The organism is Rhizobium sp. WSM1274 (genome assembly GCF_025200775.1).
Taxonomy (GTDB): Bacteria; Pseudomonadota; Alphaproteobacteria; order Rhizobiales; family Rhizobiaceae; genus Rhizobium; species Rhizobium leguminosarum_I.
Window position 1 is genome coordinate 351,629 of the sequence record NZ_CP104139.1, and the last position, 22,913, is coordinate 374,541.

At 60.3% G+C, this 22,913-nt stretch carries 25 protein-coding genes and 1 pseudogene; 19 read left to right on the forward strand and 7 right to left on the reverse strand.

The features are described from left to right. The first annotated feature begins 3 nt into the window (after positions 1–3). A complete protein-coding gene (locus N2600_RS25900; protein WP_017967795.1) occupies positions 4–1,410 on the forward strand; it encodes a TRAP transporter large permease in 1,407 nt (468 codons plus the stop codon). 10 nt (positions 1,411–1,420) lie between these two features. Next, positions 1,421–2,455, forward strand: a complete 1,035-nt coding sequence (locus N2600_RS25905) for an L-idonate 5-dehydrogenase (RefSeq protein WP_260299310.1) — start codon at positions 1,421–1,423, stop codon at positions 2,453–2,455. Positions 2,456–2,542: 87 nt separating this feature from the next. Here the strand turns inward: N2600_RS25905 and N2600_RS25910 are convergent, their stop codons facing one another. Beyond that, positions 2,543–3,007, reverse strand: coding sequence for an Lrp/AsnC family transcriptional regulator (locus N2600_RS25910; RefSeq protein WP_003550368.1), 465 nt, complete (start codon positions 3,005–3,007; stop codon positions 2,543–2,545). 126 nt (positions 3,008–3,133) lie between these two features. Between N2600_RS25910 and alr the strand changes: the two genes are divergently transcribed. The 3 genes from alr (at position 3,134) to N2600_RS25925 (ending at position 6,644) form a co-directional block, all read left to right on the forward strand. After that, positions 3,134–4,267, forward strand: coding sequence for an alanine racemase (gene alr / locus N2600_RS25915; protein WP_260299311.1), 1,134 nt, complete (start codon positions 3,134–3,136; stop codon positions 4,265–4,267). Between the two features lie 29 nt (positions 4,268–4,296). After that, positions 4,297–5,547 carry a D-amino acid dehydrogenase gene (locus N2600_RS25920; RefSeq protein ID WP_260299312.1) on the forward strand — a complete coding sequence of 417 codons (1,251 nt, stop codon included), beginning with the start codon at positions 4,297–4,299 and terminating at the stop codon, positions 5,545–5,547. Between the two features lie 74 nt (positions 5,548–5,621). Further along, complete coding sequence (locus tag N2600_RS25925; protein WP_170281507.1) at positions 5,622–6,644, forward strand: helix-turn-helix transcriptional regulator; 1,023 nt, start codon at positions 5,622–5,624, stop codon at positions 6,642–6,644. Positions 6,645–6,722: 78 nt separating this feature from the next. On the opposite strand, the gene N2600_RS25930 is transcribed toward N2600_RS25925, so the two are convergent. After that, positions 6,723–8,057, reverse strand: coding sequence for an aspartate aminotransferase family protein (locus tag N2600_RS25930; RefSeq protein ID WP_260299313.1), 1,335 nt, complete (start codon positions 8,055–8,057; stop codon positions 6,723–6,725). Between the two features lie 143 nt (positions 8,058–8,200). Between N2600_RS25930 and N2600_RS25935 the strand changes: the two genes are divergently transcribed. Then, complete coding sequence (locus N2600_RS25935) at positions 8,201–8,749, forward strand: cupin domain-containing protein (protein WP_170276202.1); 549 nt, start codon at positions 8,201–8,203, stop codon at positions 8,747–8,749. On the opposite strand, the gene N2600_RS25940 is transcribed toward N2600_RS25935, so the two are convergent. Then, entirely contained in the window at positions 8,746–9,528 is a 783-nt protein-coding gene (locus N2600_RS25940) for a pyrroline-5-carboxylate reductase (RefSeq protein WP_260299314.1), read from the reverse strand. The two genes, N2600_RS25935 and N2600_RS25940, sit on opposite strands and share 4 nt — an antisense overlap. An 83-nt stretch (positions 9,529–9,611) precedes the next feature. Here N2600_RS25940 and N2600_RS34655 point away from each other — a divergent pair. Further along, positions 9,612–9,732: pseudogene (locus tag N2600_RS34655) on the forward strand (short-chain dehydrogenase); the annotation flags it as partial. 133 nt (positions 9,733–9,865) lie between these two features. On the opposite strand, the gene N2600_RS25945 reads toward N2600_RS34655, so the two are convergent. From N2600_RS25945 to N2600_RS25960, 4 genes are all read right to left on the reverse strand, one after another. Beyond that, on the reverse strand, positions 9,866–10,441 hold the full coding sequence (locus N2600_RS25945) for a TadE/TadG family type IV pilus assembly protein (protein ID WP_260299315.1): 576 nt from the start codon (positions 10,439–10,441) through the stop codon (positions 9,866–9,868). Between the two features lies 1 nt (position 10,442). Further along, positions 10,443–10,973, reverse strand: a complete 531-nt coding sequence (locus N2600_RS25950; RefSeq protein ID WP_222281789.1) for a TadE/TadG family type IV pilus assembly protein — start codon at positions 10,971–10,973, stop codon at positions 10,443–10,445. Beyond that, entirely contained in the window at positions 10,970–12,331 is a 1,362-nt protein-coding gene (locus N2600_RS25955) for a TadE/TadG family type IV pilus assembly protein (RefSeq protein WP_260299485.1), read from the reverse strand. Before N2600_RS25955 ends, N2600_RS25950 begins: the two co-directional genes overlap by 4 nt. A gap of 1,036 nt (positions 12,332–13,367) precedes the next feature. After that, positions 13,368–13,721, reverse strand: coding sequence for a MarR family transcriptional regulator (locus tag N2600_RS25960; protein ID WP_170281502.1), 354 nt, complete (start codon positions 13,719–13,721; stop codon positions 13,368–13,370). A 91-nt stretch (positions 13,722–13,812) separates the two neighbouring features. On the opposite strand from N2600_RS25960, the gene N2600_RS25965 reads away from it, so the two are divergent. Genes N2600_RS25965 through virB10 form a run of 12 tightly spaced genes read left to right on the forward strand, consistent with a single transcriptional unit; the run spans position 13,813 to position 22,909 of the window. After that, a complete protein-coding gene (locus tag N2600_RS25965; protein WP_260299316.1) occupies positions 13,813–14,352 on the forward strand; it encodes a hypothetical protein in 540 nt (179 codons plus the stop codon). Positions 14,353–14,355: 3 nt separating this feature from the next. Further along, positions 14,356–15,018 carry a lytic transglycosylase domain-containing protein gene (locus N2600_RS25970; protein WP_260299317.1) on the forward strand — a complete coding sequence of 221 codons (663 nt, stop codon included), beginning with the start codon at positions 14,356–14,358 and terminating at the stop codon, positions 15,016–15,018. Continuing rightward, positions 15,015–15,314, forward strand: coding sequence for a TrbC/VirB2 family protein (locus tag N2600_RS25975; RefSeq protein ID WP_222281786.1), 300 nt, complete (start codon positions 15,015–15,017; stop codon positions 15,312–15,314). Before N2600_RS25970 ends, N2600_RS25975 begins: the two co-directional genes overlap by 4 nt. A 4-nt stretch (positions 15,315–15,318) precedes the next feature. After that, on the forward strand, positions 15,319–15,657 hold the full coding sequence (locus N2600_RS25980; protein WP_260299318.1) for a type IV secretion system protein VirB3: 339 nt from the start codon (positions 15,319–15,321) through the stop codon (positions 15,655–15,657). Then, on the forward strand, positions 15,650–18,016 hold the full coding sequence (locus tag N2600_RS25985) for a VirB4 family type IV secretion/conjugal transfer ATPase (RefSeq protein ID WP_260299319.1): 2,367 nt from the start codon (positions 15,650–15,652) through the stop codon (positions 18,014–18,016). The genes N2600_RS25980 and N2600_RS25985 overlap by 8 nt, the downstream gene beginning before the upstream one ends. 32 nt (positions 18,017–18,048) lie before the next feature. Then, positions 18,049–18,714 (forward strand): P-type DNA transfer protein VirB5, encoded by a 666-nt coding sequence (virB5, locus tag N2600_RS25990; protein WP_260299486.1) that lies wholly within the window; start codon positions 18,049–18,051, stop codon positions 18,712–18,714. Then, on the forward strand, positions 18,711–18,944 hold the full coding sequence (locus tag N2600_RS25995; RefSeq protein ID WP_222387198.1) for an EexN family lipoprotein: 234 nt from the start codon (positions 18,711–18,713) through the stop codon (positions 18,942–18,944). Before virB5 ends, N2600_RS25995 begins: the two co-directional genes overlap by 4 nt. 3 nt (positions 18,945–18,947) lie before the next feature. Next, positions 18,948–19,868 carry a type IV secretion system protein gene (locus N2600_RS26000; protein WP_260299320.1) on the forward strand — a complete coding sequence of 307 codons (921 nt, stop codon included), beginning with the start codon at positions 18,948–18,950 and terminating at the stop codon, positions 19,866–19,868. A 53-nt stretch (positions 19,869–19,921) separates the two neighbouring features. Next, positions 19,922–20,206 carry a hypothetical protein gene (locus N2600_RS26005; RefSeq protein ID WP_260299321.1) on the forward strand — a complete coding sequence of 95 codons (285 nt, stop codon included), beginning with the start codon at positions 19,922–19,924 and terminating at the stop codon, positions 20,204–20,206. A 1-nt stretch (position 20,207) separates the two neighbouring features. Continuing rightward, the gene (locus tag N2600_RS26010) at positions 20,208–20,879 is read left to right on the forward strand and encodes a virB8 family protein (RefSeq protein ID WP_260299322.1); all 672 of its coding nucleotides are present in this window, start codon (positions 20,208–20,210) and stop codon (positions 20,877–20,879) included. Next, the gene (gene virB9, locus N2600_RS26015) at positions 20,876–21,730 is read left to right on the forward strand and encodes a P-type conjugative transfer protein VirB9 (RefSeq protein ID WP_260299323.1); all 855 of its coding nucleotides are present in this window, start codon (positions 20,876–20,878) and stop codon (positions 21,728–21,730) included. The genes N2600_RS26010 and virB9 overlap by 4 nt, the downstream gene beginning before the upstream one ends. Before the next feature lie 9 nt (positions 21,731–21,739). Continuing rightward, on the forward strand, positions 21,740–22,909 hold the full coding sequence (virB10, locus tag N2600_RS26020; protein ID WP_260299324.1) for a type IV secretion system protein VirB10: 1,170 nt from the start codon (positions 21,740–21,742) through the stop codon (positions 22,907–22,909). Positions 22,910–22,913: the final 4 nt, after the last annotated feature.

The following is a 22,913-nucleotide window of genomic DNA, read 5'->3' on the forward strand; positions in this document are numbered from 1 at the left end:
CCGATGCTGCTGCTTCTTGGCTCGTTTCTAGTTCTGATGCTGATCGGGGTGCCCGTCGCCATTTCGATGGCTGTCGCATCGGTGCTCTACATCGTCCTTTACGGCGTTGCCCCCGACATCATCGTTGCCCAGCGGATGATTGCCGGCGTCGAAAGCTTCCCGCTGCTCGCTGTGCCGTTCTTTATCCTCGCGGGCAATCTGATGAACTCGGCCGGTGTCACCGGCCGCATCTATTCCTTTGCGGTGGCTCTCGTAGGCTGGATGAAGGGTGGTCTCGCGCAAGTCAACATCATCGGTTCGGTCATCTTCTCCGGCATGTCAGGCACTGCGCTCGCCGATGCGGCCGGTATCGGCACGATCGAGATCAAGGCGATGAAGGACCACGGCTATCCGGTTGAGGCGGCGGTCGGCGTAACGGCGGCGTCTGCCACGCTCGGCCCGATCTTCCCGCCGTCGCTGCCTTTCGTGATCTACGGCATGATGGCGAACGTCTCGATCGGCGCTCTCTTCATGGCGGGCATCTTGCCCGGCATCGTTATGACGCTGCTAATGATGATCACCGTCGCCGCCTTTGCTTATAAGAAGCGCTGGGGCTCGGACGCGCCGTTTAATGTTAGAGAACTCCTGTCGGCGGGAATGGAAATCGTCGTCGTCCTGGCGGTGCCGCTTGCCATCTATCTGCTGATGCAGGCGGGCGTATCGATGAATGTTGCGGCGGGCATTGCCCTTGTCCTGCTTCTTGCCCTCGACTGGTATTTCCGCTTTTCCGCGGTCATGGCGCTGATGACGCCCGTCATCCTGATCGGCGGCATGACGATGGGCTGGTTCACGCCGACGGAGGCCGCCGTCGCTGCCGTCCTCTGGTCCCTGTTCCTCGGTCTGGTGCGTTACCGTACGATGACGCCCTCGACGCTCGCCAAGGCAAGCTTCGATACGATCGAGACGACGGCATCCGTTCTCTTCATCGTCACTGCGGCTTCGGTCTTCGCATGGTTGCTCACGGTGAGCCAGGCGGCACAGCTGCTGTCCGATGCGATCCTGTCGATCACCGACAACAAATGGGTTTTCCTGATCCTCGTGAACCTCTTGATGCTCTTCGTCGGCTGCTTCCTGGATACGATCGCGGCCATCACCATCCTCGTGCCGATCCTTCTGCCGATCGTCCTGAAATTCGGGATCGATCCCGTCCAGTTCGGTCTCATCATGACGTTGAACCTGATGATCGGCCTGTTGCACCCGCCGCTCGGCATGGTGCTTTTCGTGTTGTCGAGGGTTGCGAAACTCTCCGTCGAACGCACCACGATGGCGATCTTGCCCTGGCTGGTGCCGCTCTTCCTGGCGCTGATCCTGATCACCTTCGTGCCCGCAGTATCGCTGTGGCTGCCGCAGCAGCTTGGACTGTTGAGATAGGATGGACACGATGCGGACACGTCTGGCACGGCTTTACCAAAAGGGCGATCTCAGGATCGAGACCGAAACGGTTGCGGCCCCTGGTCCCGGCGAGGTGCTTCTCAAAATGGCCGCGGCAGGAATTTGCGGCTCCGACCTGCATTATTATCAGGATGGCGGCTTCGGGCCGGTCAGGGTTCGCGAGCCGATCATACCCGGCCACGAGGCATCGGGAACCGTGAGCCAGGCGGGCGAGCGGGTCGACCTGAAGGCCGGGACGCTGGTGGCGGTCAATCCCAGCCAACCCTGCGGACATTGCGAATACTGTCAGAAAAACATGCCGATCCACTGCCTGGAAATGCGCTTCATGGGCAGCGCGATGCGCCTGCCGCATGAGCAGGGCATGTTCCGGGAATGGCTGGTGGTGCCGGCCAAACAGTGCTTTGCGGTCGGAGCAGCGACAACTGCTGCGGAAGCGGCTTGCAGCGAGCCGCTATCCGTCTGCCTGCACGCGGCATCGCGCGCTGGAGATATCACCGGCAAACGGGTGCTGGTCACCGGCGCCGGCCCGATCGGCGCCCTAATGGTTGCCGCCGCCTCCTATCATGGCGCCAGCGAGATCATGGTGACCGATCTCGCTGATGCGGCGCTGGACCGGGCAAAAGCGATGGGCGCCACCCGCACGATCAATGTTTCCAAGGATGCCCCCGCGCTTGGGGAATTCGAGGCGGGAAAGGGCTATTTCGATCTCGTCTTCGAATGCTCGGCCGCCGCCCCGGCCATCCGTGGCGCGATTGCCGCCATCAGGCCGCGCGGAACCATCGTGCAGGTCGGCGTCACAGGAGACGTGCCGATCCCTCTCAACGCGATCGTCGGCAAGGAGCTTCAACTCCACGGAACGCAGCGCTTCCACGAGGAGTTCGGTACTGCCGTCGCGCTGATCTCCAGCCGCAAGATCGACGTGCGGCCGATCATCAGCCACAGCCTGCCGCTCGAAGAAGCCACCGCAGCCTTCGCTCTCGCGGGGGACCGTACGGCCGCCTGCAAGGTGCAACTGACTTTTTAGAGCGCCGCACCGGGCCGGTCCGTCGGCGGAGCGGATCAGAAGATCGGTTCTTATTGGCAGGCGGTTTGGTCGCCTTGTGATCGCGGTTCAGCGCCTGCCCCTCGTGCGTGTCGCCAGAACATTGCGGATCGAGAAGCTGGAATGAATCCTGAGGACGCCGGGCAAGGTCGACAGTATCTCCTTGTGGATCCGCTCGAACTCGCCGGCATTGGCGACCTCCACGCGCAGCAGGTAGTCCGAACCGCCCGTCATCAGAAAACATTCCCGGATCTCGGGATGCCGGCGAACCGCCGCCTCGAGCCGGTCGAGATAGTCCTCCGTTTGCCGTTCGAGAGTGATGTTGATGATCACGGCGATCATCTCATCCGCATTGCCGGTGTCTACCAGCACCGTATAGCCGCGGATCACGCCTGATTTTTCCATGATCTTGATGCGCCTGAGACAGGCCGATGGAGAGAGACCGATCTCTGCGGCGAGCTTGGCATTGCTCATGCGAGCATCGAGGCGCAGCAGTCTCAGGATATTGCGATCGATCGCGTCGAGAGCGGGCATGAGAGATCGTTCCAATTTCTTATCGATTATGCGGATAACACGCACATTACGCAATAATCGACTACTAAATGATCGGCAATTTCGCTCATTATTTCATAAATTCCTTGAAATCAAAAAGGGGTGGACATGGATAGCGATATTTTGGTTTCCCGCACACGCACCGCGACGATCGCGCAGGGAGCCACGGGCTATCTGACGATCGATCTTGCCGCCCTCGGCCGTAACTATCGCAAGCTCGTATCGATGCTGGCACCGGTCCGCGCGGGGGCCGTCGTCAAGGCCGATGCCTATGGTCTTGGCGCTGAGCGGGTCGGAAGAACGCTTTACAGTGAAGATTGCAGGCATTTCTTCGTCGCCCAGTTTGTCGAGGCCTTGAGGCTCCAGCCTGCCCTTGCGCACGATGCCCAGATCTTCGTGCTGAACGGCTTGCAGCAGGGCAACGAGATCGCCTGCGCCGAGATGGGCATCGTCCCGGTTCTCAACTCGCTGGCGCAGTGGCGGCAGTGGTCAGCGGCTGCGCGCATTCTGAAGCGCTGCCTGCCGGCCGTCCTGCAATTCGACACCGGCATGTCGCGGCTCGGTTTTCCAAAGGAAGAACGAGCAGAGTTGGCGGCAGCCCTTCGCGACGGCAGCAATGTCGAAATCCTGTTCATCATGAGCCATCTGGCTTCGGCCGATGACGTGGACAGCGAGCAGAACGGCGAGCAGTTTACCGAGATGTCCCGCATCGCCGACGAGTTTCCCGGCTTCGATATTTCCTTGGCCAATTCCGGCGGCGTTTTTTTAGGCGAGGCCTATCACGGCGTGCTCGCCCGGCCCGGCATCGCGCTTTATGGCGGCGCTCCGAATGCCGGCGAGAAGAACCCGATGGAGCCGGTCGTCAGCCTTGATGTCGCCGTCGTGCAGACGCGCACCGTGCCGGCGGGGACGAAAGTCGGTTATGGCGGCGCGCATGTCACACAACGGGAAACACGTCTCGCCACTATTGCCGCAGGCTATGCCGATGGCCTGCCGCGGAGCCTCAGCGACCGTGGCGCCGTCTATTTCAAGGGCATCCGACTGCCGATTGTCGGCCGCGTGTCGATGGACAGCACGACCGTCGACATCTCAGCACTGCCCGAAGGGGCGCTGACCTTCGGTAGCCTCGTCGAAGTTCTTGGCCGCCATCAGACGCTCGAAGACATTGCGCGTGACGCCGGCACCATTTCATACGAAATCCTAACCGGCCTGGGCGATCGTTACGACAGGCAATATCGCTAAGAGCCGGCGGCTCCATCATTGGGAACATCATGAAAGTCATCGTTCTAGGAGCCGGCATCGTCGGCGTCACATCCGCTTATCAGCTCGCCAAATCAGGCCATGAGGTCACGGTCGTCGACCGGCAGCCGGGTCCGGCGCTGGAGACGAGCTTTGCCAATGCCGGCGAAGTCTCCTTCGGCTATTGCTCGCCATGGGCCGCGCCCGGCATTCCCATGAAGGCCATGAAATGGCTGTTCATGAAGCACGCGCCGCTCATCCTGCGCCCGAAACTCGACATGGCCATGCTCTCCTGGATGGTCAGGATGCTGTCGAACTGCACGTCCGAGCGCTACGCGATTAACAAGAGCCGCATGCTGCGCCTTGCCGATTACAGCCGCATCGCACTGGCCGATCTTCGCGCCGAGACCGGCATTGCCTATGACGAACGCATGCAGGGTACCCTGCAGCTGTTCCGCACTGACCAGCAGCTCGATGCCTCGGCAAAGGATGTCAAGGCGCTGGCTGCTGACGGCATTCCCTATGAGGTGCTGGACCGAGACGGCTGCATCCGCTTCGAACCGGCGCTCAAGCACGTGCGCGACAAGATTGTCGGCGGCCTGTTGACGCCGAAGGACGAAACCGGCGATTGCTTCAAGTTCACCAATGCGCTGGCGGCCAAAGCCGAGGCACTCGGCGTCCATTTCGCTTACGGGACGACGATCAAGGCGCTGGATGTCGAGGCCGGCCGCGTGCATGGGATCATCACCGATCGTGAGCGAATGAGCGCGGAGGCGGTGGTGGTCGCGCTCGGCAGCTATTCGCCGCTGCTGCTCAAGCCGCTCGGCATCCGGCTGCCGGTCTATCCCGTCAAGGGCTATTCGCTTACCATCCCGATCGCCGATGCGTCACGCGCGCCGGAATCGACCGTCATGGACGAGACCTACAAGATCGCGATCACACGGCTCGGCGACCGCATTCGTGTCGGCGGCATGGCTGAAATATCAGGCTATACCAACGATCTTGGCCTCGCCCGCCGCAGTACGCTGGAATATTCGGTCACCGATCTCTTCCCCGGAGGCGATATTTCCAAGGCCTCCTTCTGGTCCGGCCTGCGTCCGATGACGCCCGATGGCACGCCGGTCATCGGCGCGACCAAGATTGCCGGCCTTTATCTCAATACCGGTCACGGCACACTCGGCTGGACCATGAGCACCGGTTCGGCGCGCCTCATCGGCGATCTCGTCAGCGGAAGTCAGCCGGAAATCGACGCGAAGGATCTCGCAATTAATCGCTATGGCTGAAGCTGCCTGGTAACGCAAACAAGATGAGCATGATTGCGCAAATCCGCTATCATTGTGTCCATCGGAGGTCCCGAATGTCGGTCAATTCTCGTATCCGGAACAACGGCGGCCTCACCCGACAGCTGGCGGAGCAGGGTATGTTAATTCGGGAGACGGCACACAGCGGAACAGACCCGGACGAGCTCTCGGAAATATTGTCGACGCCGAACTCCCCGATCAAGGTTGCCGCCGAAGGCAATATGCCGATTGCATATCGCTGCAATTTTGTCTCCGTCGGAGAAGAGGTAACCGTAGCCGACTGCACCTACGAAGGCACAATCCTGATCAGGCGGGAGGCGCCCAGCGACAGGATGATCGTTTTTCTGCCGATGGAAGGAACCGCGTCTTTCGAAGGCATGCGGGAGCAAATCTATTCGGTTCCAGCCCGTGGTACCATTCTGGAGGCAGGTCGCGCCGCCGGTGCCCGCCTGTTTGGGCCGCGCCGTCATTTCGGCCTGTTCGTCGATCAGGCTAAGATCGTCAGTCACCTCACGCATATGTTTGAGAGAACGATCAGCGGCGACATCGATTTTCATCCGCACATCGATCTGACGAGCGGCCCGGGGCTTGTATTGCAGCAAATTGTTTCGAGCTTGCATCGTGGTCTCAGCGGAAACGGACCGCTGAAACGGGCGCCTCTGGCCGCCAGCTTACTCTGCGACGCGGCGATCTATCTGCTTCTGGAATCTTGCCCCAATCGTTATTCCAAAGAGCTTGCGCTTCCTGCTCCTGGGCCGGCTCCGCGCCATGTGAAATGGGCCATCGACTTCATGCAGGAACACATCGCCGAGCCGATTTCGCTCAACGATATCGCGTTGGCGGCCAAGGTCAGCGTTCGGACCTTGCAACAGGGCTTCCGGCAGTTCAGGGAGACGACCCCGATGTCCTATCTGCAGGACCTTCGGATGGCCGCCGCCCATCGCGATTTGCTCAGGTCCGACGAGAGGCAGGCCATCGCCGACGTCGCGCTGAGATGGGGCTTTACGCATCCGGGGCGATTTGCCGCCGAATACAGGAAGCGTTTCGGCCTACTGCCGTCACAGACCTTGAAGCGCTGATCTCCATCTCGCTGCGCCGGATGTTTCCGTCGGGCGGTGGACCAGACATCCGATCGCCGACGGAAGCTGCACTCGGATCTATGCCGCACGCTTCAGAGCATCACCGAGGATCGAAACGATCGTGTCGATCTGGGTTTTCTCGATAATGAGCGGCGGGGAGAGGGCGATAATGTCACCGGTCACCCGGATCAGCAGGCCCTTGTTGAAGCAGTCAACGAAGATTTCGTAGGCGCGGGTCCCCGGCGCGCCGTCACGAGGAGCCAGTTCGACAGCGCCGACCAGTCCGAGATTGCGGATGTCGACGACATGAGGCAGGCCTTTCAGCGAATGGAGCGCCTCCTGCCAATCCTCGGCCAAATCGGCTGCGCGGGTCAACAGGCCTTCTTCCTCGTAGATCTCCAGAGTAGCGAGTCCGGCGGCACAGGCGACCGGATGGCCGGAATAGGTGTAGCCATGGAAGAGTTCGATCGCGTTTTCCGGTCCGACCATCAGGCCGTCATAGACCTTGCGGTTGGCAAAGACCGCGCCCATCGGGATCGTACCGTTGGTGATGCCTTTTGCCGTGGTGATCAGGTCGGGCACGACGCCGAAATAGTCGGTCGCAAAAGGGGTTCCCAGGCGTCCGAAGCCGGTGATGACCTCGTCGAAGATCAGTAGGATGCCGTGCTTGTCGGCGGTTACCCGCAGCTTCTCCAGGTAGCCTTTCGCCGGCAAAACCACGCCCGCCGATCCCGACATTGGCTCGACGATAACCGCGGCGATTGTTTCGGCGCCGTGCAGTTGCACCAGGCGCTCGAGGTCGTCAGCCAGTTCGACGCCGTGTTGGGGAAGGCCCTTTGAAAACGCATTGCGCCCGACGTCGAGCGTGTGGCGCATGTGGTCGGCCGGTATCTGCGGGAAGACCCGCCTGTTGTTGACGAGACCGCCGACGGAAATGCCGCCGAACCCGACGCCATGATATCCCTTCTCGCGCCCGATGATCCGCGTTCGGGTGCCTTGGCCGATCGCCCGCTGATAGGCGATGGCGATCTTGAGCGCCGTATCGACCGATTCCGAGCCCGAGCCGGTGAAGAAGATCCTGTCGAGCTTGGCGTCAGGACCGCCCGGCGCGATCGCAGCCAATTTCGAGGCGAAGTCGAAGGCGATCGGATGCCCCATCTGAAAGGTCGGCGCATAGTCGAGTGTTGCAAGCTGTCGCTCGACGGCATGGGCGATCTTCTTGCGGCCGTGGCCGGCGTTGCAGCACCAGAGCCCGGCCGTGCCATCAAGCACCTGATGTCCATCGACGTCGGTGTAATACATGCCTTCTGCGGCTGCCAACAGGCGCGGCGTCGCCTTGAATTGCCGGTTCGCGGTGAACGGCATCCAGAAATTTTCGAGTACGGGCGCGTTCGTTTTGCTGAGCTGGTCCATCCTGGCCTCCTTTGGCGTGGCGCCGAGAATGGCAATTTCTCCCTTTCAAACAAGTCCTTTTCTTTGTCGGTACAAGCTATTGAAATTAGACAAATTGAAAGCTAAAATTTTGGATATTCTGGACAACACAAACGAACCATAGCATGTCAGTCGACATCGGCAGCCGCCTTCGCCATCTCCGCATCGCCCATAAGCTTTCCCAGCGTGAGCTCGCAAAGCGCACGGGCGTGCCCAATTCGACGATCTCGCTGATTGAATCGAACGCCTCCAACCCGTCGGTCGGGGCCCTGAAGCGAATCCTGGACGGCATCCCCATCGGCCTGGCGGAGTTCTTCGCCTTCGAGCCCGAGCGTCCAAGGAAGGCCTTCTATGCGGCCGAGGAGCTGGTGGAGATCGGCAAGGGCGCCATTTCCTACAGGCAGGTTGGAGAACACCTGTTCGGTCGCAGCCTGCAGATCCTCAAGGAATGCTACCAGCCGGGCGCCGACACCGGAAAGGTTCCCCTTGTTCACGAGGGAGAGGAGGGCGGGATCGTGCTCTCGGGAAGGCTCGAGGTGACGGTCGATGACGAGCGGCGGATCCTTGGCGCGGGTGACGCCTACTATTTCGAAAGCCGGCGCCCGCACCGCTTCCGCTGCGTCGGACCGGTACCCTGCGAGGTCATCAGCGCCTGCACGCCGCCGACTTTCTAGTTCCTGCCCTCGATCCGGGCAAGGACACCATCGAGTGCGGCGGTCAGCGCGACAAGGCCTCCCATCTTCTCGAAGTCTGAGAAAACCTGCTCGTTCAGTCCGCCCTTGGTCGCAAATTCGCGGCTCAGCGCGCTGAACGGTTCGTTGCCGGGGCTGTTTGCTTTCTGCGCGAGGCTTGCAAAGAGCGGGGCAATGTAGGCCTGTCCCTTCACCTTTTCGAGGCCGCTTTTTTCCAGCCAGAGCGCAAGTTGCTCCATGATGCCGAAATAGGTCGACATCATTGCGCTCGCGGCCGCGAGAAGATCATATTCCTTCCTCGACTGGCATTGGACAGCCGTTCCGAGCGTATCGAAAAGCGCTGCGACAGTGGTATCAGGCGGATAGACGGCGGTGACGCCTTGCCTGCCTGCGACGAAGGGTAGGGGGATTGCCTGCACCAGATGCACGTCGGCGCCGATCCATTCGGAGAGTGCCCGGCGCTCCGTCGCCGCAACGAGGCTGACGACCATTTGGCCGTTTTTGAACGATAGCGCGCGCACGACCTCCTCAGCGACCTGTGGCCTTATTGCCAGGAACACCATGTCGCTGCGCTCGACGACGTCCTGGTTGTCCTTGGCAATTCTGACAGTGGCAAATTCGTCGGCCAGCGTCGCGGCGATGTGAGCGCTTCGTGGAGATACGTGAATCTCGGAGGCATAGGCCGGTTCGGCCAGAAGGCCGCGAACCATGGCCTCGGTAATTGCGCCGGTTCCGACGAAGCCGATACTGTCGATTTTCATTTCATTACTCCGCAGCCCGAGCGGGCCTTAGGCGACAGCCCAGCGCCGAGCCAAATCGCGCCTATTAGACGACATAGGGCGGGGTTGCCGCCTGCAACCAGAACCTCGCCAGCGACTATGCACCCGACAGCCTCCGGGTCAATGCGGTCTGTCCCAAAGCCGGGTATAAGCGCCGGTCAGACGATTGCCGTTCTCGATAAACTCGCGGAAGCCGTGGTTGGAAAGGGACGTTGAGCTCACTGGCTGCATGCCGGACTGATGGAACGGTCGATCCGTAAAGGCTATAGTGATCATCGCAGCAGCGCGGGCCTCCAGCCCATTCGAAAGACCCTCGAGCTTATTTGTAAGTGATCTTGTCGCCGACCCTCGGGCGATTGAAATAATGGCGATCGAAGCTGTAGCCATTCTGCCCGGTGAAGTTTGAAAAGAATGCCGAGACCGGCGTCGTCAATGTGTATTGCACCCTGGTCAACACGACCTGTACGCCGTCATCCTGGATCTCCGAAGGGACCTCGATCGTGCTCGCCGAGCCGGTGTTAAGGGCGGAGGTGTTGAGCGCTGCGGACCAGTTGACCGTCGCGCTGCCGCTCGTGGCGATATCGTCCACGGCCAGCGTGATCGTCAGCCCAGTCGTCTCATAGGGCTGCAGGATGAAGCTGGCGCCAGAGAGAAGCTTGGCGACGTCGGACTTCGTCCAGGAGCCCTGCTGCGAAATCATGTCGCCGGTTGAAGAGGCAATCTCGTCTATCTTCCGGCTGACGGTCAGTGCGTGGCCAAGATCAACTGTGCCGAACAGGAGCATCACCAGGATCGGCAACACCAGCGCGAATTCCACGCCCGAGGCCGCCGAGCGGTTGCGCATGAGATCACGGGCGCGGGATTGGGCGAAGCGGAAAAAGGACCGTCTCATCATGTCAGAAAGGCTCGTTGCGGAACAGAACGGAAGATCCAAGCAGGTAGCGGCCGTCCGAAAGCTTGGCGCTCGAAAGGCTGAAGAAATTGACGACGGCGGTCCATGGCAGGAACGTCTGAACCAGGACGTAGTCGCTGCCCTTGCCGATGTCATAGGTCTCGGTGACGGTGAGATTGCCGCTGTCGTCGATGGGGTCGGTGCTGGCGGCGGAAGAGAGGTCGGAAAGCACGATCACCTTGACCAGCAGACCGCTGGAGCAACTGAACGACAGAAGCATGTCATTGCAGATTCTCGCCTTGAAATCGGTCAGCGTGATCTTGGAAGATGCAACCTCGCCGGTGCGAATCATCCGGGAGATCTTGTGCACCGAAGCGTCGAGCGCCGAGTTGACGAAGAACATCAGCGACACTTCGATAATGCCGAAGATGATGATGAAGAGCGGCAGAGCCAGGATCGCAAATTCGATCGCAGCGACCCCTTTGCGGTCGCCAAGCAGGCGGTGCAACGATGTGAAGCGTTTTCCTCGCCTCATTGGGTCAACCTGACGGATGCGAGGTATTGGGTGAAAAGCGCCGACAGGCCTGCGGTGATCTCGGCTGACGACGATGCTGATATGAACAGGCTCTTGGACGATGCGCAATCGGAAAGCGCATAGGGGATGTAATCCCGTCTCGTGATGCTGGTCGACACGCCACTTTGCATGGTGCCACCATAGGTGCCCTTCCAGTTGGCGCTGGCCATGGTCGAACCGACGGTTGCGTTGTAGCCCCAATCCGAGGTGAGCGGCAGGTATTCGGTGTAAAGCACGGCCATCGTGGCGGACTGGTTTTTGACGTAGGCACACCAGTCCGGATTAAGCGGCGCCACTTTGTTCCAATATGGCCCGGATATCGCCTGCCCGTTTTTCCAGGTCACCTTGTCGGTCACCCATTCGCGCTGCGACTGGACGCCATCCGTCAGCAGGAGAACCAGTTTGAGCGGCGAGTTTGAGGTGGTCCCGTCGCCGCCGGTGCCGACTTTCTGCTTGAGCGTTGCCAGGGAGACGTCGAAATAGGTGGCTGCCTTCGAGGTCGCGCTGGTGAGGCCGTAGCTTGCGTCCGCAAGGCGATTGCGCGCCGTGTCGGTGCTGAGCGTCGGGGTGAGAACTTCCGTGAGGGTATCGCCGAGGCTATATAATCCGACCTTGATACGTTGATGATTGCTGTCGGACGTATCGATCAAGGCAAGTACGTCCTTGACGGCGTCGCCGGCGACATCGGCGCGCAGCTTTATGTTCTTGGCCGTGCTGTATTCGTAGTTGTTGGCGTATTTCGTCTTGCCGACGGTGTGCGCATCGCCCGTGTGGCAGGCGAACTGGCAGCCGATGCCGGAATACATGGTCGACTGGCCGGCCGTAGTTGCCGCCAGAAGCATCGACGGGGAAGTGTCGATGACAATATAGACATTGAGATAGGAGGTGGCCGGCCCCTTGACGGCGCTTGCCACACTCACGGGAACGGTGTCGATGTTGGCGATCTTCATCAGCGTCGTCGGAACCGTGCCGCTGGCCGTCGCCGTGATCTTATGGTTTGATGTATCGATGTCGATGTCGCCGAGCGTATAGCTGTTTTCCACCTGCGCGTGGAACCAGTCGGAGACCTTTTGCTTGAGAGCGACGGCGTCGTCGGTATCGATCTCTTTGACGGCCGCAATCAGCGCCGTGTCGAGGTCGCTCTGCATCCTCTGGCGGACATTGTAGGTCCTGATGTAGTCAAAGCTCGCGCCGACTGCGACGATCATCGGCACCAGGGTGAGGGCAACGACGATGGCGACATTGCCGTCCCTGTCCCTTTCGAGACCGCGAAGGGCGTTGAGGACCCGAGTAAGTGAATGCGAAAGACCCCAGCGCAAAAAGACCACCGTCACAAAAAGTCATACTTATGTGCAAGAAGTATCCAAACTGATTAAGTCTCTGTTAATTGGTGCGTTTTCCGGGCAAATGCCGACTGGCGACCCCGTGTTTCCTGCGCAAATCGTATATGTCTGCGAGTTATGGATATTTGCGGGCCGACATATCAACCGTCTCTCTCTCTCTCTCTCTCTCTCTCTCTCTCTCTCTGCTGACATGGCAGTCTCGCGCCGTTGGGGTTCAGCGGACGGCACTGACCAAACGCGCGGGTCAACGTTTCAGGGCAGCCGGTAGGCTTGAACCTTCCGATCGCCAAGACTTTCCCGCTGATTGAGACTTGATGCAGCGACCGACCGTTCACTCGGCCTGGCCTGGAGCCGTCGGCCAGACCAAGGTTGGCAAAAGTCGGCGCGAAGAGCTTCTTTGATACCTGGGTGCGCGTGCGGCCGCCGTGCACCTTTTGGCGCAGGTGCACGACGGCACCGATTTCTACAATGGTGGCAATGTGAACGTGCGCTCATCCAGGCTCGTTCGCCTACCGTCCATGCGGCCTTCGCGAGGCTGGCATTCGAGCAACTGATGGGAGTCCTTCGCGTGACACGCCCCACGCACGGACCTGATAAACGATGATTGGCAGTGCAAGAACCGCGTGCATCTTCGCCTTGACGATGTCGTGCGACCGGTTCGGTTGAAATGCTGCGGAGGAAAAAAGCGACGTGGGCAAGCGTCAACCGGTGGCGATCACCTGTCGCCGAGATATCCAAAACCCGCCCATATTCTGATGGTTTGCGCCTGATTACCGGATGACATGACTTGGGCTGGGTCATGACATCGAACAGACCGATGAGCGAGTTCTCGGGCGTTTCGCCCTGAAACTGGCATCGGTGGCGCAGCATGTCGAAAACAATTTGCTCCCCGAAGAGCCGGGCTACCTGTTCGATTTGTCAAGAACGGGCCGAGGCGTTGCAATTATGTCTCGGCCCTCCGGTGTCTTCTCAGTTGGTTTAAGACGATCATATTCGCCAGTTAAATCCGTTTTCACCCGGCTCCGAACGAGCTCAGTTTCTCCAGAAGCGCTTCTGAGATCTCGAACTGACGGGCCGTTCCACGACCCATCGAGTTCTTGACGATCGTCTCGTCCAGCATTCCCCGTTTGACCAGGAGATCGACCGTTTCTTTGACACCGCTGCGAGTAAGTGCGGTAATTTCCATGATATTGGAAAGAGTTAGCTTCTGATGCGCCTGGTTCATGCTGTACAGGACCGTCATCATGCCGACCTGTTTCAGCCTCGCCTGAGGCGTCTCGTCTTCGAGCGGATGATCGAGGATTTCGTGCAGGATGAGACCCGAGAAAGCCAGATTGCGCCATTGGGTTGTGAGTGCTCTTGTCATGCTCGTTTACTGTGTTATATAAATCAGTATAAACGCGTTTACAGGCAAGTCATCTCTTTCGCAATGGGATGTCCTCTGGAGGGTCGTACTCATGAAAAACCTTCTGCTCAATTCGGTCGTTGCCGCCTGCTGCATATTGCCACCCTACCTTACTTCACCTCGCCAGGCGCAAGCAAATGAATGGGGCTGCGAGGTTATCCTGTGCCTTTCCAACCCTGGAGGTGCGACGCAGTTCGCGGCATGCCACCCGCCAATTCAGAAGCTGTGGCGGGAGCTTGCCGAGGGACATTCATTCCCGACATGCAGCGGCGTCGGCTTTACCAGTTCGCGCCCGGGCTATGAGCCCTATTACTGCGAAGCGGGTTACCGGTTGGAAAGCGATTATGGTCCGCGCGGACAGGAAACTACCTGCGTGTCGACCTCCCTCCAGCCGGTAAGCGACGCATACTGCCCCAATGTTGGAGAAGGCTACAATTTCAACAAGCATTCGGTGCGATCACCACGCTGGCAGCGAGAGGATGGGCGCCGCCAGTGCATGGGCTATTCGACGGCGCGCCCGAACGTGCGCCCGCAGCCCCACTATGTCGACGTCACCATTGACGGGGCAGCCACGCAGCGGGTCTGGTACTGAACGATGGCCGCCACCTTCCTGGATCTCGCGCAAAACTGCGCCCCCATTGTGGAGGTCAGAACGCTGGCCGCCGTCATCAGTCTCGAGAGCGGCTTCAAGCCTTTCGCTATTCGTGTCAACAGCGGCCCGCCGCTCGAGCGCCAACCCGCGTCGAAGGCCGAGGCAATCGAACGCGCGACCTCCCTCATTGCCGCTCGGCAGGACTTACAGATCGGCCTTGGTGGTATCGGCATGGAAGAGCTGCGCAAGCTGAAGCTTTCGATTTCGGATGCGTTCGATCCCTGCCTGAACCTCAAGGCGACGGCCACTCTGCTCGACAGCTATTATCGCCTCGCATTGCATGCCGGCGGCGATGCGATTCAAGCCGAAAAGGTCATGCTGCAGTCCTATTATGGCCGGAACGATCCGTCGGTCGGCGAGATGGTCAAATACGACGAGCAGGTCCGCCATGAAATGGTCCGCCTGCCTTCCAGCCTGGCCTCTGTCGCCATCGGCGAACCGCGTGAAGACATCCCTCTTGAAAAACCGGCAGACAGCCGGGGGGCGCCAGCAATCACAGAATCCATTCCGCAGCCTCATGAAGCCGCATCATGGGACGTCTTCAATGCCCGTCGGCAGACCCAGGTTCTCGTATTTCAGAATGATCGATCGGAGCAAAGCCAATGATCTCAACAGCAAACCTTCGCCCTATCGCGGCTTCCGCGTTGATGGCGGTCGCCATCGTGGCCTGCCTGGCAGAACCGGCTTTTGCCCAAGCTGCCGGCGTCGAAACCGTGTTGCAGAACATCGTCGACATGCTGACCGGCAACATCGCCCGGCTGCTTGCTGTCATCGCCGTCATCATCATCTGCATCGCCTGGATGTTCGGCTACATGGATCTGCGCCGCGCCGGCTTCTGGATCATCGGCATCGGCGGGATTTTCGGGGCGACGGAACTCGTCAATACGATCGTCGGAAGCTGATGACATGGTGACCACTGCCGCCATCGAGAAAGACACGCTGTTTCTTGCCTGCACCCGCCCGGCGATGATCGCCGGCGTGACGATGGAGGCGATGGGTGTGAACGTGATGCTGACGACGATCCTTTACATCACCGCGGGATCGATCGCCTACGCATTGGTCGGCGTCGTCTTTCATTTCATATTCCGGACACTCGTCAAGCACGACCACAACATGTTCCGGATCCTGATCTCGTGGATCGACACCCGCGGCCGGTCACGCAACACCGCGTATTGGGGCGGCGCCACGCTCTCGCCGCTGACGCTCATCCGGCACTATGACCAAAGGGATCTGAGCCTTGCCTAGCGTCGCAACGCTTCGCTCACGCGAACTCGGCCCCGAAACCTTCATTCCGCACGTCCGCCATGTCGACGAGACAACGATTGCGCTCAAATCCAGGGCGTTGATGGTGATGCTCGCACTCGATGGCATATCCTTCGAAACCGCCGATGTCCTGGACTTGAACAGCCTCCACCGCGACCTCAATACGCTCTACCGCAACATTGCCGACGAGCGGCTTGCGCTGTGGACACATATCATTCGCCGTCGCGACAACGCCTATCCGGACGGAGAGTTCGCCAATCCTTTCTCAGAGCGGCTGAACGCAAAATACCGCGAACGCATGATCGATGAGGATCTGTTTCGAAACGATCTTTACCTCTCGCTCGTCTGGCATCCGGGCCGCGATCCCGCCGAAAAGGCCGCCAACCTTATCTCACGGCTGCGCGAAGCGCGCCGCGCCGGCGTCGAAGTCGACGAGGATGGCTTGAAGCACCTGAAGGACAAGGTATCCGACGTCACCGCGGGCCTGAAGCGCTTCGAGCCTCGAGTGCTCTCTCTTTACCAGCAGGACGGCATTCTCTTTTCCGAACCGAGCGAGGTGCTGCATCAGATCGTTGGCGGCCGGCGGGAGCGCGTCCCGTTGACGGAGGGCAGGATATCGTCGGCCATCTATTCGGATCGGGTAATCTTCGGGCGCGAAACCATCGAGATTCGTCATGAGGCCGATAGTCGCTATGCCGGCATCTTCGGGTTCAAGGAATATCCGGCGACGACCCGCGGCGGCATGCTCGACGGCATCGTGACGGCCTCCTTCGAGCTCATCCTGACGCAGTCTTTCGCGTTCGTATCGAAGGCCGATGCGCGCACGATCATGGGGCGCAAACAGAACCAGATGGTGAGTGCCGGCGACAAGGCAGCCTCGCAGATCGAAGAGCTCGGCGATGCCCTGGACGATCTGGAGTCGAACCGGTTTGTCCTCGGTGAGCATCATCTCGCGCTGTCGGTCTTCGCGCCTTCAGTAAAGGAGCTCACCGACCACATGGCCAAAGCGCGGGCGTATCTCACCAATGGCGGTGCGGTGGTCGCCCGCGAGGATCTCGGGCTCGAGGCAGCCTGGTGGGGGCAGTTGCCGGGCAACTTCCGCTATCGGGCACGGTCGGGCGCCATCACCTCGCGAAATTTTGCAGCACTCTCTCCCTATCATTCGTATCCGACAGGCAGGAAGGACAACAACGAATGGGGACCGGCCGTCGCCATGCTGAAGACCGCGTCCGGTTCACCCTTCTATTTCAATTTCCATCATAGCGATCTTGGCAACACCTTCGTCTGCGGACCATCCGGCACCGGCAAGACGGTGTTGTTGAACTTCATGCTCTCCCAACTCGAAAAACATGATCCCCACATGGTCTTCTTCGACAAGGATCGGGGCGCTGACCTGTTCGTCCGGGCAGCGGGCGGCACTTACCTGCCGCTTCGAAACGGTATTGCCACCGGCTGCGCTCCGTTGAAGGCGCTTGAACTCACCCCCGAGAACAAGGTGTTCCTCGCCCGCTGGGTCGGCCAGCTGGTCGGATCGGCGAAGCGCGAGTTGACGGTCCAGGAGCTGCGCGACATCGCCTCGGCGATCGACGGCCTGGCGGATCTGCCGGTCACCAGGCGCTCCATCGGGGCCTTGCGCACCTTCCTCAACAACACCGATCCCGAAGGCCTCGCCGCGCGGCTGAGGCGGTGGGAAAGGGGAGGGCCGCTCGGCTGGGTGTTCGACAACGAGAGCGACGATATCGGCATCGGTGCCAAGTTCATCGGCTACGACATGACCGATTTCCTCGATAACGAGGAAATTCGCACGCCATTGATGGCCTACCTGTTCTTCCGCATCGAGCAGCTGATCGACGGGCGGCGCATCATCATCGTGATCGACGAGTTCTGGAAGGCTCTGCAGGACGAAGGCTTTCGCGACCTCGCCCAGAACAAGCTGAAGACGATCCGCAAACAGAACGGCCTGATGTTATTTGCGACCCAAAGCCCGCGCGATGCGATCGTCTCGCCGATTGCCCATACGATCATCGAGCAGTGCCCGACGCAGATCTTCCTGCCCAATCCGCGCGGCGATCGTGGCGACTATGTCGACGGGTTTAAACTAACGGAGCGCGAGTTTGAGCTTCTCTCCCGCGAGCTTCCGGTGGAAAGCCGCCGCTTCATCGTCAAGCAAGGGCACAACAGCGTCGTCGCCGAACTGAACCTCAGGGGTTTCGATGACGAGCTCGACATTCTCTCCGGCCGCACCGCCAGCGTCGAAACTGCGGAGGCGATCCGCAAGGAGGTCGGCGACCGGCTCGAAGACTGGCTACCGGTGTTTCAGCAAAGAAGGAGAACGGATTGATGCAAAGAGTGAGAATAAGGTTTTCTCTGGCGATGATGGTTGCACTGTTGCCGGTTGGAGCGGCATTCGCACAGGGCATTCCGGTCATCGATGAGACGGCGATTGCCAAGCAGATCGAGAGCATCACGCAGCTGAAATCGCAGCTCGACACGCTCAATCAACAGCTTCAGCAGGCACAACAGCTTTACGCATCGCTGAACAAGGTCACCAACATGGCCGATGTCGCCGGTCTGCTGAACAACCCTTCGATCCGCAAGGCGTTGCCGCAGGACTTCAATGCCATCGAAGGGCTGCTGAAAGGCTCGGGCACCGGGGTCTTCGGCAGCTCCGCCTCGAAATTCCTTGAGAATAATTTGACCTATCGCACCGATGCCAATGACTTCTACGCGCAGGAACTGGCGCGCGCCCAGAACCGCAATGCCGGCCAGATGAGCCTCGGCCAGCAGATCTACGATGCCGCCACCAAGCGCATCGACGGCATCGATCAGCTGCGCCAGCAGATCTCCAGTGCTGCCGATGCCAAGGACATCGCCGATCTCCAGGCACGGCTGCAGGCCGAAACCGCCTTCCTGCAGACCGACGTGCTGCGCATGCAGGCTCTGCAGATGGTCCAGCAGGCACAGGTTCAGGTCGACGACCAGCGCAAGGCCGAGGATTGGCGCAAGCGCCTGGATGCCATGGGAGAGGCGCTGAAATGAAACATCTCCTGCTTGGCACCATCGTGCTCACCCTTTCTGGCTGCTTCGGCGACGAAGACAGGATCTACACCGTCGACGAGCTGATGGATGATCAGGTCCTGCTGGCGAAGATCACAAGTGAATGCCGCAACAACCCCGGCGCCTTGCGTCAGACGCCCAATTGCCAAAACGCGGAGGCGGCTGACTGGAGGGTTCGGCTTCATCTTCCGCGTAAATCGCCAGGAGGCTGAGTGATGTACCAGGTCTTCAGCTTCGTCGATGGCCAGTTCAAGGCGCCACTGGAAAATTTCATCTCGTCGGGCACATCGAACATCGCCAGCTGGATCAGCGGCCCACTCACCGCGGCGCTGACGCTCTACGTCGTGCTTTATGGCTACCTTGTCCTGCGGGGCTCGGTGCCGGAGCCCATCCTCGAATTCGCGTTTCGGGCGATGAAGCTTGCCATCATCGTCATGCTGGTGCGCAACGCCAGCGAATATCAGACCTACGTCACCAACATCTTCTTCGAGACGCTGCCGCGCGAGATCTCGCAGGCGCTGAACTCCGGGACGGCGCCCAGCGCTTCCACCTTCGACAGCCTGCTCGACAAGGGTCAGAAATGCGCCAAGGAAATCTGGGCGCGTGCCACCTGGCCGGCCGACATCGTCACCGGCATCGGTGGGATGATGGCGATCGGCGCGAGTTTCACCGTGGCGGCGATCGGCTATATCGTCTCGCTCTATGCCCGGCTGGCGCTCGCCATCGTGCTGGCGATCGGCCCGATCTTCGTCGCGCTTGCGATGTTCCAGTCCACCCGCCGTTTTACCGAATCCTGGATTGGTCAGCTCGCCAATTTCGTCATTCTCCAGGTCCTGGTCGTCGCCATCGGTTCACTGCTGATCAGCTGCATCGACACGACGTTCACGGCGGTCGAAAGCTACACGGATGTCATGATGCGCCCGGTCGCCCTTTGCGCCATCTGCCTTGCTGCCCTTTATGTCTTCTATCAGCTGCCCGGCATTGCCTCCGCCCTTGCAGCGGGCGGGGCATCGCTAACCTACGGCTATGGTGCCAGCCGAGACGCCCATGAAAGTACGCTTGCCTGGGCCGCCTCGCATGGCACCAGAGCAGTTGGGCGAGGCGCCCGTTTCGTCGGCCGCCGCCTCAGATCTTGACGGGCCGGAAAACGACTTCTCCACGACAAAACGTTTCAGAGGTTTGCATTTCAATGATCCGCATTATCGTCTCGCTCCTGCTTGCCATGGAGCTCACTGGCTGCGCATCGAGGTTCCACCCTTTGCCCAAATGCGATGGCTATTCGCGCCGGCCGCTCAACCGCGCCATGTGGCAGTGGGAGGACAACAAGCCCGCCAGTCAAAGCGGCAATGACGCAGTCCCGGCGACGGCGACCGGCCAAGTGTCTTCCTATGTCGAAGAGCCGCTGACGGAGGAACCTGCCGCCTTCACGCATTTCGACGTCGTTGGTTCCTATCGGTCATGCCAGGAGGGATGAGATGGTGAGTGAGGACAGTCTGAAGAGCTATTTCGAAAAGGCCCGCCGCTTCGATCAGGATCGGCTTATCCAGGTGGAGCGGTCGGCACGCATCGCCTGGTCCGTCGCGATCGCCGCAAGCGTGCTTGCCACCACCTCGATCGTTGCCGTTGCCGGCCTCACGCCGTTGAAGACGGTCGAGCCCTTCGTAGTTCGGGTCGACAATTCGACCGGCATCGTCGACGTCGTATCGGCGCTGACCTCGACTGCCGGCAGCTATGACGAGGCGGTGACCAAGTATTTCGCCGCCAAGTATGTGCGCGCGCGGGAAGCCTATGTCTGGAGCGAGGCCGAGGAGAATTTTCGAACGGTCGCGCTGCTCTCGACCCAGCCGGAACAGGCGCGTTTTGCGGCGATCTACCGAGGCGGCAATCCGGACTCTCCGCAGAATATCTATGGCCGCGGCGCGACGTCGCGCATCAACGTCGTCTCGATCTCGCTGATCAACGCGAATGTGGCTTCGGTGCGCTATACCAGAACGGTCACCCGTGGTGACGACATCAGGACCACCCATTGGGTGGCGACGCTCACCTTCTCTTATGTCAACGCCCCGATGTCCTCGACCGACCGGCTGACCAATCCGCTTGGTTTCGCCGTCAGCCAATATCGCGCCGATCCGGAGGCCATCAATTGAAGCAGAGTGTCCTGATCGCCCTTCTTGTTGCCGGCCTCTCTACGACGGCGTCAGCGCTTGATATTCCGCGCGGCGCATCGCAGGATAGCCGCATCCGTTTCGTCGACTACCAGCCCTATAACATCACGAAAATCGTCGGCACCTTGCGGTCCTCGGTGCAGATCGAGTTCGCCGCCGACGAGGAGATCGCCCACGTCGCGCTCGGCAACAGCGTTGCATGGGAAGTGGCGCCGGCCGGCAATATCCTGTTCCTGAAGCCCCGCGAAAACCAGCCCGTGACCAACATCTCGGTCGTCACGACCCAGCGGGACGGATCGACCCGCAGCTATCAGATGGAGCTGACGGTTCGCGACGGCACCGTCGAGGCCGGGCAGAACACCTACTTCTATGTGAAGTATCGCTATCCCGCCGACGAGGCCGAACGGCGCAGGCTCGATGCCGCTGCTCGTGCGCAAGCGGCTCAGGCCGGCGAAGCGGACAAGGTTCTTGCCCTTCACGAAGCCTATGGGCCACGCAACTGGCGCTATTCGGCGCAAGGGTCGGCGGCACTCGAACCGCAGGCAGTCTACGACAACGGCAAGGTCACGACCTTCGCCTTTGCAGGAAACCAGCAAATGCCGGCGATCTACATGGAAAATTCAGACGGCAGCGAGAGCCTCGTGCCGAAGTCAGTCGAGAACAACCTGGTGATGGTGCACGCGATCAGCCGCAAGTTCATACTGCGCAGGGGAAGCGACGTGCTGTGCGTCTTCAACGAGGCCTATGATCGGATCGGCATCAATCCGGACACCAATACGACCTCACCCTCGGTCGAGCGTGTTGTGAAGACGCAGGCAGCGAGCGGACAATAGGAGGACGTCATGGAGGAAGACAGCACCCAAATTCCTGGTGAGCGGGCGGAAACGTCGACAGGCCGCAGCCTCGACACCAATCCGACGGTGAGACGCGGCGTCGTGGCGCTGGCAATCATTGCCTTCGTCGGCTTTGCGCTCTGGTCGATGCGCGGACAGGACAAGCCCGCCGACGGGGTCCAGCCCGAACGCGTCGTGATCCGCCAGACATCCGATTTCGAGCCAGCGAAGGAGCCGGCGCAACCCGTCGCCCCACCGGCGGAAACAATCCTGCCAACGCCCGGAATGCCCGAGCAGGACGGCGAGGATGCTAAGCTTCTCGATGCTGCCCGCCGCGCGCCGGTCATCGCCTTTGGTGGTGAAAAGTCCCGGCAGTCTCATCCCCGAGAACAGGATGCCAGCGCCGATGCCGCGTCAAATTATGTTCCGCTCGCAAGCAGGCAGGGCGGGTTCAGTGCCGAGGCCGAGAACGAGGACCAGCGTTTCAATCGCATGCTGGCGCCGACACAGCTGCAGGGCTCGCGCGCCGGAACCCTTGGAAATCGCGACTTCATCGTCGCCATGGGGACCTCCATTCCTTGCGTCCTGGAGACGGCGCTGTCCTCAGACCAACCCGGCTTCACGAGCTGTGTCATCAACCGTGACGTTCTGTCGGACAACGGCCGCGTCGTCCTGATGGAGAAAGGCACGCAGGTCGTCGGCGAATATCGTGGTGGTCTTCGCCGCGGCCAGAAACGGCTGTTTGTGCTCTGGAACCGGGCAAAGACACCGAAGGGCGTGATCATTACCCTGGCGTCGCCGGCGACCGATGCCCTTGGGCGTGCCGGTGTCGACGGCTATGTCGATGCCCATTGGTGGGAGCGTTTCGGCAGCGCGATCCTGCTGTCGATCGTCGGCGACGCGACCTCCTATGCCAACAGCCAACTGCAGGACAGCGATGTCGAGGCAGACAACACGACGAGCGCCGGCAAGCAGGCCGCGACCATCGCCGTCGAGCAGTCGATCAACATTCCGCCGACCCTGTTGAAGCATCAAGGAGAGCTGGTCTCGATATTCGTGGCGCGTGATCTCGATTTCTCGAGCGTCTATCGGCTTCGCGTGAGCGAACCGCGCAATCGCATCTACGATCGGGCGCTTCTTGGCGACTTCAGCCCAGCTTCGACCCTTGTCACGAAATAGCCTG

Coding starts and splice junctions, on each gene's coding strand:
- N2600_RS25900 (WP_017967795.1), top strand. CDS start 4: ATGCTGCTGCTTCTTGGCTCGTTTCTAGTTCTGATGCTGATCGGGGTG.
- N2600_RS25905 (WP_260299310.1), top strand. CDS start 1,421: ATGCGGACACGTCTGGCACGGCTTTACCAAAAGGGCGATCTCAGGATC.
- N2600_RS25910 (WP_003550368.1), bottom strand. CDS start 3,007: ATGCCCGCTCTCGACGCGATCGATCGCAATATCCTGAGACTGCTGCGC.
- alr (WP_260299311.1), top strand. CDS start 3,134: ATGGATAGCGATATTTTGGTTTCCCGCACACGCACCGCGACGATCGCG.
- N2600_RS25920 (WP_260299312.1), top strand. CDS start 4,297: ATGAAAGTCATCGTTCTAGGAGCCGGCATCGTCGGCGTCACATCCGCT.
- N2600_RS25925 (WP_170281507.1), top strand. CDS start 5,622: ATGTCGGTCAATTCTCGTATCCGGAACAACGGCGGCCTCACCCGACAG.
- N2600_RS25930 (WP_260299313.1), bottom strand. CDS start 8,057: ATGGACCAGCTCAGCAAAACGAACGCGCCCGTACTCGAAAATTTCTGG.
- N2600_RS25935 (WP_170276202.1), top strand. CDS start 8,201: ATGTCAGTCGACATCGGCAGCCGCCTTCGCCATCTCCGCATCGCCCAT.
- N2600_RS25940 (WP_260299314.1), bottom strand. CDS start 9,528: ATGAAAATCGACAGTATCGGCTTCGTCGGAACCGGCGCAATTACCGAG.
- N2600_RS25945 (WP_260299315.1), bottom strand. CDS start 10,441: ATGATGAGACGGTCCTTTTTCCGCTTCGCCCAATCCCGCGCCCGTGAT.
- N2600_RS25950 (WP_222281789.1), bottom strand. CDS start 10,973: ATGAGGCGAGGAAAACGCTTCACATCGTTGCACCGCCTGCTTGGCGAC.
- N2600_RS25960 (WP_170281502.1), bottom strand. CDS start 13,721: ATGACAAGAGCACTCACAACCCAATGGCGCAATCTGGCTTTCTCGGGT.
- N2600_RS25965 (WP_260299316.1), top strand. CDS start 13,813: ATGAAAAACCTTCTGCTCAATTCGGTCGTTGCCGCCTGCTGCATATTG.
- N2600_RS25970 (WP_260299317.1), top strand. CDS start 14,356: ATGGCCGCCACCTTCCTGGATCTCGCGCAAAACTGCGCCCCCATTGTG.
- N2600_RS25975 (WP_222281786.1), top strand. CDS start 15,015: ATGATCTCAACAGCAAACCTTCGCCCTATCGCGGCTTCCGCGTTGATG.
- N2600_RS25980 (WP_260299318.1), top strand. CDS start 15,319: ATGGTGACCACTGCCGCCATCGAGAAAGACACGCTGTTTCTTGCCTGC.
- virB5 (WP_260299486.1), top strand. CDS start 18,049: ATGATGGTTGCACTGTTGCCGGTTGGAGCGGCATTCGCACAGGGCATT.
- N2600_RS25995 (WP_222387198.1), top strand. CDS start 18,711: ATGAAACATCTCCTGCTTGGCACCATCGTGCTCACCCTTTCTGGCTGC.
- N2600_RS26000 (WP_260299320.1), top strand. CDS start 18,948: ATGTACCAGGTCTTCAGCTTCGTCGATGGCCAGTTCAAGGCGCCACTG.
- N2600_RS26005 (WP_260299321.1), top strand. CDS start 19,922: ATGATCCGCATTATCGTCTCGCTCCTGCTTGCCATGGAGCTCACTGGC.
- N2600_RS26010 (WP_260299322.1), top strand. CDS start 20,208: ATGGTGAGTGAGGACAGTCTGAAGAGCTATTTCGAAAAGGCCCGCCGC.
- virB10 (WP_260299324.1), top strand. CDS start 21,740: ATGGAGGAAGACAGCACCCAAATTCCTGGTGAGCGGGCGGAAACGTCG.